The organism is Streptomyces mabaensis, assembly GCF_053763515.1.
The window spans coordinates 26,252-36,598 of sequence record NZ_JBSOPZ010000052.1 but is presented as its reverse complement, the minus strand read 5'-3'; the positions used below and the strand labels follow the sequence as shown (position 1 = coordinate 36,598).

10 protein-coding genes and 1 pseudogene are annotated in these 10,347 nt (G+C 69.9%); all 11 read left to right on the top strand.

The window, feature by feature from the left end; all coding sequences use genetic code 11:
* Window positions 1-77: 77 nt before the first annotated feature.
* Window positions 78-329 (top strand): annotated as a pseudogene (locus tag ACWV17_RS31335) (urease subunit alpha); the annotation flags it as partial.
* A gap of 286 nt (window positions 330-615) precedes the next feature.
* A complete protein-coding gene (locus ACWV17_RS31330; protein ID WP_455357067.1) occupies window positions 616-1,629 on the top strand; it encodes an agmatine deiminase family protein in 1,014 nt (337 codons plus the stop codon).
* Window positions 1,630-1,707: 78 nt separating this feature from the next.
* Window positions 1,708-3,369, top strand: coding sequence for an ABC transporter substrate-binding protein (locus ACWV17_RS31325; protein ID WP_455362326.1), 1,662 nt, complete (start codon window positions 1,708-1,710; stop codon window positions 3,367-3,369).
* Window positions 3,366-4,325, top strand: a complete 960-nt coding sequence (locus ACWV17_RS31320) for an ABC transporter permease (RefSeq protein WP_455362325.1) — start codon at window positions 3,366-3,368, stop codon at window positions 4,323-4,325. The genes ACWV17_RS31325 and ACWV17_RS31320 overlap by 4 nt, the downstream gene beginning before the upstream one ends.
* Window positions 4,322-5,176 carry an ABC transporter permease gene (locus ACWV17_RS31315; protein ID WP_455362324.1) on the top strand — a complete coding sequence of 285 codons (855 nt, stop codon included), beginning with the start codon at window positions 4,322-4,324 and terminating at the stop codon, window positions 5,174-5,176. The genes ACWV17_RS31320 and ACWV17_RS31315 overlap by 4 nt, the downstream gene beginning before the upstream one ends.
* Entirely contained in the window at window positions 5,173-6,159 is a 987-nt protein-coding gene (locus ACWV17_RS31310) for an ABC transporter ATP-binding protein (protein WP_455357071.1), read from the top strand. The genes ACWV17_RS31315 and ACWV17_RS31310 overlap by 4 nt, the downstream gene beginning before the upstream one ends.
* Window positions 6,152-6,949 (top strand): ABC transporter ATP-binding protein, encoded by a 798-nt coding sequence (locus tag ACWV17_RS31305; protein WP_455362323.1) that lies wholly within the window; start codon window positions 6,152-6,154, stop codon window positions 6,947-6,949. Before ACWV17_RS31310 ends, ACWV17_RS31305 begins: the two co-directional genes overlap by 8 nt.
* Before the next feature lie 121 nt (window positions 6,950-7,070).
* Window positions 7,071-8,231, top strand: a complete 1,161-nt coding sequence (locus tag ACWV17_RS31300; RefSeq protein WP_455362322.1) for an agmatine deiminase family protein — start codon at window positions 7,071-7,073, stop codon at window positions 8,229-8,231.
* A 62-nt stretch (window positions 8,232-8,293) separates the two neighbouring features.
* Window positions 8,294-9,787 carry an APC family permease gene (locus ACWV17_RS31295; RefSeq protein ID WP_455362321.1) on the top strand — a complete coding sequence of 498 codons (1,494 nt, stop codon included), beginning with the start codon at window positions 8,294-8,296 and terminating at the stop codon, window positions 9,785-9,787.
* A gap of 42 nt (window positions 9,788-9,829) precedes the next feature.
* Complete coding sequence (locus tag ACWV17_RS31290; protein ID WP_455362320.1) at window positions 9,830-10,066, top strand: hypothetical protein; 237 nt, start codon at window positions 9,830-9,832, stop codon at window positions 10,064-10,066.
* 106 nt (window positions 10,067-10,172) lie between these two features.
* Entirely contained in the window at window positions 10,173-10,313 is a 141-nt protein-coding gene (locus ACWV17_RS31285; RefSeq protein ID WP_455362319.1) for a hypothetical protein, read from the top strand.
* Window positions 10,314-10,347: the final 34 nt, after the last annotated feature.

Genomic DNA, 10,347 nt, shown 5'->3' with positions numbered 1-10,347 from the left:
AGGTGTCCCTTCAAGGCATCAAGAACTGGGGACGTTCATCCGTACGCGGGTGGGGACGTTCACGTGTACGCCGACACTCCGTGGCCTTCGTCAGCCGTGCGGCTGCCGAATCCGGCTCCTTCGGCAGGCCGCACGACATGATGGCCACCCGGCGCCGACGCGTGGCCGTCCAGGGCACACGCGGAATCGGCCCGGCCGACATGGTGCGCAACGCCCGCCTGGGCCGCGTAGAGGTCGACCCGCGCAGCGGTCTTGTGACCCTCGACGGTGACCCGATGCGCTCCGGAGCGGCCGAGGACGTCTCGCTGAGCCGTCTGTACTTCCTGTGACCGCCCAGTGGGCTGACTGAACTTTCAGACCCCCTTGGGTGAGCGATCATGCCTGATGGCAGCCGGTTGAGGGGCCTCGTCAGCACCGCCGGAATTCCGTGTTTACCCGACAAGCCGTGCGTCCTGGAGCCGGAGACGGCCCAAATCCGCTCCACCTCTTGACTGAATTTTCAGTTGAGAGCATGATGCCGTTCATACCGCGTACTCGTCCCTCGGCTCTGCCGGGCACTCCGCTGAGCCGGCCGCCGCCGACGAGTACTTCTGGCGAAACGAAGAGAGACCCGTGATGACTGCGTTCCGTATGCCTGCCGAGTGGTCCGAGCACGAGGGGTGCCTGATGGCCTGGCCCACCCGTGAGGAGCTGTGGGGCAGCGTGCTGAAGGACGTCAAGGAGGAGTACGCGAACGTGGCGGGCGCGATCGCCCGGTTCGAGCCCGTGACCATGGTCGCGCCGCCCGGCCACGGCGAGGACGCCCGGCGGTGGTGCGACCCTGCGGTCACCGTGGTGGAGATGCCGCTGGACGACTCCTGGTTCCGCGACTCCGCCCCGCTGTTCGTCCTTGACGGGGACGGCAACCGCGCCGGGGTTGACTTCCGCTTCAACGCCTGGGGCGGCAAGCACCACCCGTTCGACTCCGACGACCGGGTCAGCGCCCTGCTGCTGGAGCACCTCGGGGTCGAGCGCATCCACTCCGACATGATCCTGGAGGGCGGCGCGATCACCGTCGACGGCGAGGGCACGCTGATCACCACGGAGCAGTGCCTGCTGCACCCCAACCGCAACCCCGGCATGAACCGGGACGAAATCGAGACCGAACTGAAGTCCCGGCTCGGTGTCGAGAAGGTTGTCTGGCTTCCGTACGGAGGTCTGCTGGACACGGAGACCGACGGGCACGTCGACGGCGTCTGCGCCTTCGCCGCTCCCGGCAAGGTCGTCGTCTCCCTGCCCGACGACCCGGCGCATCCCGACTACGCTCGAATGCGCGCCAATCGCGCGGTGCTGGAGGCCACCACCGACGCCCAGGGCCGGCCGTTCGAGATCATCGACGTCCCCCAGACCGCGTTCGGCGACATCGCCGGCGGCGAGATCGAGGTGTCCTACCTGAACTACTACGTGGCCAACGGCGGCGTCGTCGTCCCGGTGGCCGGTCTGCCCCAGGACGCGGAAGCCCTCGCGGTCATCTCAGCGGCGTACCCCGACCACAAGGTCGTCGGAGTGCGGGCGCTCGCCATCGCGTTCGGCGGCGGCGGAGTCCACTGCATCACCCAGCAGATCCCGGCTTCGCGCGCCACCGCCTGAACCGAGAACGGACCGCTCCCGGCGGGCCGCCCAGCGGCCCGCCGGCCCCCGCAACCCCCACGAAGAGAGAGCGCGACGATGACCACACCCCCGCCCCTCGGCAGCAGACGCCTCCGCGGCAGGCGCGGACGGATCGCCGCCACGACGGCCGTCCTGACCTCCCTCGCCGCCCTCGCGGCCTGCTCCGGCCCCCCCAAGGACACCGGCACCACCGGCACCGAGGTCAAGCTCTCCGCTTCCACGCCTCCGGCCCGCGGGGAGATCGACTCCTTCACCTGGGCCGTCTACGCCGAGCCGCCCACCCTGGACTACACGGTGGCGTTCGACTACCCGCAGAACACGATCCTGTCCAACGTGTGCGAGAGCCTGATGCGCTGGACCCCGGGCCTCACCATGGAGCCGGGCCTGGCGCAGAAGGCATCGAACCCCGACCCCACCACCTGGGTCTACGATCTGCGCCCGGGCGTGCGCTTCCACGACGGCAAGGAGATGACCGCCGACGACGTGGTCTACAGCTTCGGCCGGCAGATGGACCCGGACAACGCCGCCGCCTGGGCCCAGACCTTCCAGAACGTCGCCTCTCTGGACAAGACCGGACCGCTGCAGGTCACCGTCAAGCTCAAGAAGCCCGACTCCCAGTTCCCGCAGTACATGGCCACCGCCGCCGGAGTGGTCGCCTCCAAGGCCGGCATCGAGGCGGCGGGCAAGGACTACGGCACCACCGGCGGCCTCGCCTGTACCGGCCCGTTCAAACTCGGCACGTGGAGCAAGGGCCAGTCGATCGAACTCGAGCGCTTCGACGGCTACTGGGGCACCAAGGCCAAGTCCAAGAAGGCCGTCTTCCGGGTCATGACCGACCCCTCCGCCCGCACCAACGCCATGCTCAGCGGGGAGGCCGACGGCGGCTACCTGATCCCCACCGAGAGCTACGGCCGCCTGCGCGACAGCGGCCTGGGCACCCTGTACTTCGGCGAGGGCCTGACCTCGGTCAACGTCAACGTCACCAACATGCAGGGCCCGCTCGGTGACGTCCGCGTGCGCCGTGCGCTGTCCCTGGCCCTGGACCGGTCCGGTTTCGTCAAGGCCGGACTCGGCGGCGCGGGCACCGTCACCAACTCCCTCACCCCCCGGGGCGCCTGGGCCGGAGCCTCGGAGCAGACCGGGCAGGCCGCCTTCGGCTCGCTGCCGCCCGCCACCCAGGACCTGGAGAAGGCCAAGGCGCTGATCAAGGAGGCCGGCGCCACCGGCAAGACCCTGACCGTCGCCACCAGTTCCATCGGCCAGGACGTCTCCCTCCTCGCCACCGCCGTGCAGGCGGCCGGCACCCAGATCGGCCTGGACATCCGCCTCAAGGCCATCGCCCCGAACGCCTTCACCGCCCTGTTCACCGATCCCCAGGCGCGCGAGGGCATCGACATGTTCCCGTACACCTCCTACAACTCGATCACCGACCCGCTCGACCTGCTGCAGAACTTCAAGACCGGCGCCTACCTGAACTTCGCCGGCTACAGCGACAAGCGCTACGACGACCTCGTCGACCAGGCCACCGCCGTCTATCAGCCGGACCAGCGGATGCAGATCGAGGCCAAGCTCCAGAAGCAGGCCGCCGAGCAGGTGCTGTGGATCCCGGTCGCCGAGTGGCCCACCGCGGTCTTCCTGAACAAGCGGATCACCGGCGCCCCCACCACCATCTCGTACATGTACTACCCGTGGGCAGCCGACGTGGGGGCCGCGAAGTGAACTTCGTGAGATTCGCCGTACGCCGGGTGGCGGAAATGGCCGCCACCCTGCTCGGTGCGTCGTTCGTGGTGTTCGGCGCCATGTACCTGGCGCCGGGCAGCCCGGCCAGCTTCCTGCTCTCGGGACGCTCGGCCTCGCCGGAGGCCCTCGCCGCGATCAACGCCCAGTACCACCTGGACGACCCGTTCCTCGTCCGGTACCTCCGCTGGCTCGGCGACGTGGTCCAGGGTGACTTCGGGCGGTCCATCACCTACCGCACCGACGTCTCACGGCTCCTGGCCGACCGCCTTCCCACCACCTTGCTGCTCGTGACGATGGCCCTGGTCGTGGTCGCGGTGATCGGCCTGCTGCTGGGATGGATCTCCGCCGTGCGCGGTGGTGGCACCGATTCCGCCATCCTGCTCGGCACCACGTTCGCCCTCGGCACCCCCTCCTTCGTCGCGGCCGTGCTGCTCCAGGGCCTGTTCGCCGTGAACCTCGGGTGGTTCCCCAGCAGCGGCGCCGGCGAGGGCTTCGGTGACATGCTCTGGCACCTGACCCTCCCCGCGATCGCCCTCGCGCTCTACCTGGTCGGCCTGCTCGCCCGGGTCACCCGCTCCGCCATGCTCGAAGCCCTCGACAGCGAGCACGTCACCGTCGCCCGCAGCCGCGGCGTCCCCGAACGTCAGGTCATCCGCCGGCACGTGTTCCGCAACTCCCTGGGCACGGTTCTGACCACCGGGGGCCTGATCGTCTCGACCCTCCTGGTCTGCACGATCCTCGTGGAGACCGCCTTCAGCATCGGTGGTGTCGGCCAGTTGCTGGAGCTGTCCACCACCACCAAGGACTTCCCGACCGTTCAGGCCATCTCCCTGATCATCGTTGCCCTGTTCATGATCGTGAACCTCATCGTCGACCTGCTGCTTCCTGTGGTCGACCCGCGGATCACCCTCGGATCGAGGAGGTCCGGCGCATGACCGCCATCCTCACCCGCCGGCCCGGACTCTCCAAGATCCGCTCCGCCCGGTCCTCGCTCTACATGGTCTGCGTGGGCTTCGTCGCCCTGGTGACCGCCGCCGCCCTGCTCGGGCCCTGGGTGGTGACTCACGACCCCAATGCGATCGATCTCGGCAACGCGCTCGCCGGACCCTCCGCCGTGCACCCGCTCGGTGTGGACGCGGCCGGCCGCGACACCCTCTCCCGCCTGCTGCTGGGCGCCCGCACTTCCCTGCTGGGTCCCCTCGGAGTGGTCGTCTTCTCCACCCTCGCCGGAATCGCCGTCGGCATGGCCGCTGCCTGGCGGGGCGGCTGGCTCGACTCCGTCCTCTCCCGCAGCACGGAACTGGTCTTCGCCTTTCCCGGGATGCTGCTGGCGATCCTCATCATCTCGGTCTACGGCGAAGGGCTCCTCGCCCCGGTCATCGCCCTCTCGATCGCGTACCTGCCCTACGTCAGCCGCCTGACCCGCTCACTGGTCCTGGCCGAACGCGAACGCCCCTACGTCAGCGCCTACCAGGTCCAGGGCCACTCGGCCCTGCAGATCTGCCTGCGCCACATCCTCCCCAACATCGCCCCCGTGGTCCTCGCCCAGTCCACCATCAACTTCGGCTACGCCCTGATGGACCTCGCCGGCCTGTCCTTCCTCGGACTCGGCGTCCCCGCGCTCACCCCCGACTGGGGCCGCATGGTCTTCGACGGACAGACCGCCATCCAGCACGGCTACCCGCTGTCCGCGATCCTGCCCTGCGTCTTCATCGTGCTGACCGTGGTCGCGTTCAACGTGGTGGGAGAACGCTGGGCCGACCGCGTAGCCAGGAGAGACCGATGAAACCGCTGCACACACTCGACATCCAAGGGCTGCGGATCACCCTGCCCGGCACCGCCCGCCCCGTCCTCGACGGCGTCGACCTCACCGTCGCGGCCGGCGAGACCGTCGCACTCGTCGGCGAGTCCGGTTCCGGAAAGAGCATCACCTCCCGCAGCGCGCTGCGTCTGCTGCCGCCAGGCGCTGTCGTCGAGGGCGCCGTCCGTGTGAGCGGCCAAGACGTGCTCACCATGAACGCCGAACAGCTGAGGGCCCTGCGTGCCGGCACGGTGGCCATGATCTTCCAGGACCCCCGCGCCGCCATCAACCCGCTGCGCCGCATCGGCGACTTCCTCACCGAGAGCGTGACCCTGACCAACAGCATGGGCCGGGCGGACGCGACCGCCCGGGCCACCGAACTCCTCCAGGCGGTCGGCCTGGACGCCTCCGCCCTGCACAAGTACCCCGGTCAGGTCTCCGGCGGCATGCTGCAACGCGTCATGATCGCCGCCGCCCTCATGGGCGATCCGGCTCTCCTGCTGGCCGACGAGCCCACCACCGCGCTGGACGTCACCACCCAGGCCGAGGTCGTCGCCCTCCTGGCCCGGCTGCGTGAACGCTTCGGCACCGGCCTGCTGTTCGTCACACACGACCTCGACCTCGCCGCCGCCATCAGTGACCGCGTCTACGTCATGTACGCCGGACGGATCGCGGAGAGCGGCCCCGCCAAGGCCCTCTTCGCGCACCCCCGCCACCCCTACACGGCAGCCCTGCTCGCCTCCACCCCCCGCCTCGAAGCCCCTCAGGGCAGACTCGCCGCCATCGACGGCCAGCCCCCCGACCTGCGGCAGGAACTCCACGGCTGCCCCTTCGCCGCCCGCTGCCCCCTCGCCACGGAGATCTGCGACCACGAGGCCCCGCAACCGCTGCCCGCACCGGGGATGCCGAACCACCAGGCCGCCTGCCACCACAGCGACCGCCTCGAAGGGAGCCCCGCCCGTGCCTGAGAACGTACTGGAAGCCGTTGGCCTGCAACGCGCCTTCGGAGCCGTCCGCGCCGTCGACGACGTGTCCTTCACCCTCGCCGAGGGCGGATCCCTGGGCATCGTGGGCGAATCCGGCTCCGGCAAGACCACCACCGCCCGGATCATCGTCGGCCTGGAGCAGGCCGACGCCGGCGAAGTCCTCGTACGCGGCCAGGCCCGGACCGCACGGAGCCGCGGCCGGGCACAGCGCGTGGCCAGGGCCCGCGAGGTCCAGATGGTCTTCCAGGACCCCTACCTCTCCCTCGACCCCAGGACCAGCGTCGAAGCGGTCCTCCGGGAAACCCTGCGCCTGCACTTCCCCGGCGCGGACCACGACCGCCGCATCCGTGAACTCCTCGACCAGGTCGGCCTCGGAACCCGCGCCGCCGACGCACGGCCCCGGCAGCTGTCGGGCGGGCAGCGCCAGCGCGTCGCCATCGCCCGCGCCCTCGCGGTCGAGCCGGCCGTCCTCGTGCTGGACGAAGCCGTGGCCGCCCTCGACGTTTCCGTGCAGGCGCAGATCCTCAACCTGCTCGCCGACATCCGGGAGCAGACCCGCATCGGCTACCTCTTCATCACCCACGACCTCGGCGTGGTCCGCTGCGTCACCGACGAGGTCATCGTCATGCGCCACGGCCGCATCGTCGAGGCAGGCGCCACCGCCGAGGTCCTCGCCGCTCCCCAGCACCCCTACACCCAGCTCCTGCTGGAATCCGTACCCCGCCCCGGCTGGGATCCCGACGCGATCGCCGCCGCCCGACGGGCACTCTGACGGCCCGTGGCCGGCTCAGGCGCCGGCGGTGCGCGTGCGCAAACCGGTGACCGAGCGCTTGGTCAGTCTTACCTCTCTTCAACCATGGCAGCACTACGGGCAGTTGAGCCAGGAGGCACGAATGAACGATCACGCTGCAAACCGGCCCTCGGGTCAAGGTCTGGGCAGGCGCGAATTCCTCGCGGCCGCGGGCCTGACCGCCGCGGGCGCGGCTCTGGCGGCAGCCGAAGGCCGGGCCGGCGCGGCGTCGCGGGTGCGTCGGACCGCGTCGGCCGGTACCTTCCGCGCCCCGATCGAAGACGTCCGGCACACCCGCACCTGGATGGCCTGGCCGGACAGCACCTCGATCTGGCGTGGCAAGCTCAGCGGCGTCCAGGCGGACATCGCGCTGATCGCGCGAACGATCGCCAAGTACGAACCCGTCATCATGTGCGCCAACTCCGGGAGCGCCGCGAGGGCACGGTCGATGTGCGGATCCGCCGTCACGGTCATCAGTTCCATCCCGGTCGACGACTGCTGGATGCGCGACACCGGCCCCGTCTTCAGGACCAACGGCGCCGGCAGGCTGGACGCGGTCGGCCTGAACTTCAACGGCTGGGGCAACAAGCAGACCCACGCCAGGGACGAGCTCGTCGCCGAGCGGATCGCCTTCTACGTGGGAGTGCCGTTCACCTACGCCGACCTGGTCGGCGAGGGCGGGGCCATTGAGCAGGACGGCGCCGGCACCCTGATGGCGACCCGCAGCAGCCTCATCAACCGCAACCGCAACCCCGGGATGTCGCAGGCGCAGATCGAGGCCGCGATGCGCGATGCCTACGGCGCCTCGAAGGTCATCTGGTTCGACGGGGTGTACGGCCAGGACATCACCGACGACCACGTCGACGCCACCTCGCGTTTCCTCGCCCCCGGGAAGGCGCTCGTCCAGATGCCCCTGGCCTCGGACAACGACGCCTACGCGACGGACGCGCGCCGGCAGTACCAGATCCTGTCCACGTCCACGACCGCATCGGGGGCCCCGATCGCGGCGACCCGGCTCCAGGGCCCCGACTACTACAAGATCCGCTCCACCAACCGGAACTTCCTCGCGTCCTACGCCAACTACTACCTGTGCAACGGCGCCGTCATCAGCGCGCACTTCGGGGACACCCAGGCCGACGCGGCCGCCAGGGCCACCCTGGCCCGGCTCTACCCAGACCGCCGTATCGAGCAGCTCAACATCGACCGCCTGGGCACCGGCGGCGGCGGAATCCACTGCGTCACGCAGCAGCAGCCCGTTCCCTGACGGGCAGGACCTGCGGCCACCGCCACAACCGTTGTCCAGCACAACCGAGGAAAGGCGCAAAGGTGAACGACAGGCCCGGCAACGACGGGGGCGGGCTCAGAACAGGGGTTCTGGGGACGTTCGACTCCGTGGTCATGGCGGTCGCGGGCTGCGGGCCGGCGTACACCGTCATCGCGTTGATTCCCGCGCTCGTCGCCGCGGTCGGCTTCGCCGCCCCGGCCGTCCTGCTCTACTGCGCGATCCCGATGGTGGGCATCGCCCTCGCCTTCCGGCACCTGGGACGACTCGACGTCAACTCCGGCGCCACCTACTCCTGGGTGGCCAGAAGCCTGCACCCCTTCCTCGGATTCCTCAGCGGCTGGGCCGTCGTCGTCTCGACCACCCTCTTCGTGATCGCCTCGACGACGCCCGCCGGCAGCGCCACCCTCTCGCTCTTCGACGAGGAACTGGCCAAGGACGACACCCTGGCCACCATGGTCGGGCTCGGCTGGTTGCTGCTGATGGCTGCCGTCGTGGCATCGGGCGCCCGGATCGCCGCCCGCGCGCGGGTCGTCGCCATCGCAACCCAGTTGGCACTGCTGCTGGCCGTTGCCTTCACCGCGCTGACGCAGGACTCCCACGCCACCGAGTTCTCGTTCTCCTGGTTCGGCTACGGGCACTTCGACGCGACGCACACCTTCACCGCGGGTGCGCTGATCGCGGGCGCCCTGTACTGGGGGTGGGACGTGACGGCCAACCTCAGTGAGGAAACCCGCAGCGGCCGGGGCGGCTCCGGGCTCGGCGGTCTCATCGGCCTGCTGGTCGTCGCCGCCACGCTACTCACCCTGACCGTCAGCGCGAACATGCTCTTGGGCCCGGATGCCATAACGTCGACGGACGGCGGTTTCCTCCACCAGCTCGGTGAGGCCGCCTGGCCCGGAGTGGGCGGCACCCTGCTCGTCCTCGCCGTGCCGCTGTCCATGATCGCCACACTGGAGACCACTCTCCTCCAAGCGACCCGCACACTGTTCGCGATGGGCCGCGACCGCACGGTCCCCTCATTCCTCGGCCGTATCCACCCCCAGCGGCAGACCCCCGTGGCTGCCACGCTGGCGATCTGCGCGTTCGCGGTAGCCGCCCTGACGATCACCGCACTCACCGACCCCGGTGTCGGCATTCTCAAAGACGCTCTGATGGGCATCGGGCTGCTGATCGCGTTCTACTACGCCCTGGCCGGTATCTCCGTCACCGTGGCCTTCCGCAGCGTGCTGTTCGCCTCCATCGGCAACCTCGTCTTCCTGGGCCTGTGGCCCCTCGCCGGCACAGCCTTCAACGTCTGGGTCTTCACAGCGGCGATCCCGACCCTGACCAACACACAACTGGCCATAGGCCTCGGCGCGCTGGCCCTCGGGCTGGTCCCGCTGACCATCGCCCGGCTCCAGGGAGGGCGGTCCTACTTCCGTCCCAGGCCGCTCAGTCCAACTCACGTGGAGACAGCGGACGAGCACTTCGCAAACGCTCCGGCAGCCGACGGCCCGGCCGACCGCCGACGGGACGGCCTCCTGTCCGACTTCTGAAACGCCATCCGGAACTCGCACAAGGGAGACCCTGACGCCGCCGTGCTCCGTGCGGAAACCGAGGTGATGCGGATGTTCGCCGCCGCGCGCACCGGGCAGACCCACCGCGAGGGTCACCACCAGGCGCTGCGCTATCTCTCCGCCCGCTGGCACGGCTCGTATGGCACGGCACTCAACTTCGCCTGGGAGGTCACGAGTTACGCGCCGGAAGGATCGCCCCTCGCGATCCTTCCGCAGGTGGCGCGCGCCGAGCACTACCGCCACCGCATGGCAACCTAGGGGAGCACAGCCTTCGGCTTGACCCGCCACTGGGGCCCATCGCGTACCCGCAGCACAGGATGTCGCCGACCTCAACCATCTGGCGCACGGTCTGGTCAACGCCGGAATGGCGGACCGGGCGGGTGACATCTTCCGGCTGCTGGACAACCAGGCCACCGAGGTCCCCTGGTCCTACACCGGGGATCCGGAACAGCTCTTCGTCCGCTGGCGGAACAGGACCGCACCCGACGTCCGCTGCATACGCTGAACGCAGCGGTGTCCGGTTCTCGCCGGTCCGTGGT

Excerpts from the sequence above, each read along its gene's own strand:
- ACWV17_RS31310 (WP_455357071.1), top strand. The coding sequence starts at position 5,173 with ATGAAACCGCTGCACACACTCGACATCCAAGGGCTGCGGATCACCCTG.
- ACWV17_RS31330 (WP_455357067.1), top strand. The coding sequence starts at position 616 with ATGACTGCGTTCCGTATGCCTGCCGAGTGGTCCGAGCACGAGGGGTGC.
- ACWV17_RS31325 (WP_455362326.1), top strand. The coding sequence starts at position 1,708 with ATGACCACACCCCCGCCCCTCGGCAGCAGACGCCTCCGCGGCAGGCGC.
- ACWV17_RS31300 (WP_455362322.1), top strand. The coding sequence starts at position 7,071 with ATGAACGATCACGCTGCAAACCGGCCCTCGGGTCAAGGTCTGGGCAGG.
- ACWV17_RS31315 (WP_455362324.1), top strand. The coding sequence starts at position 4,322 with ATGACCGCCATCCTCACCCGCCGGCCCGGACTCTCCAAGATCCGCTCC.
- ACWV17_RS31285 (WP_455362319.1), top strand. The coding sequence starts at position 10,173 with ATGGCGGACCGGGCGGGTGACATCTTCCGGCTGCTGGACAACCAGGCC.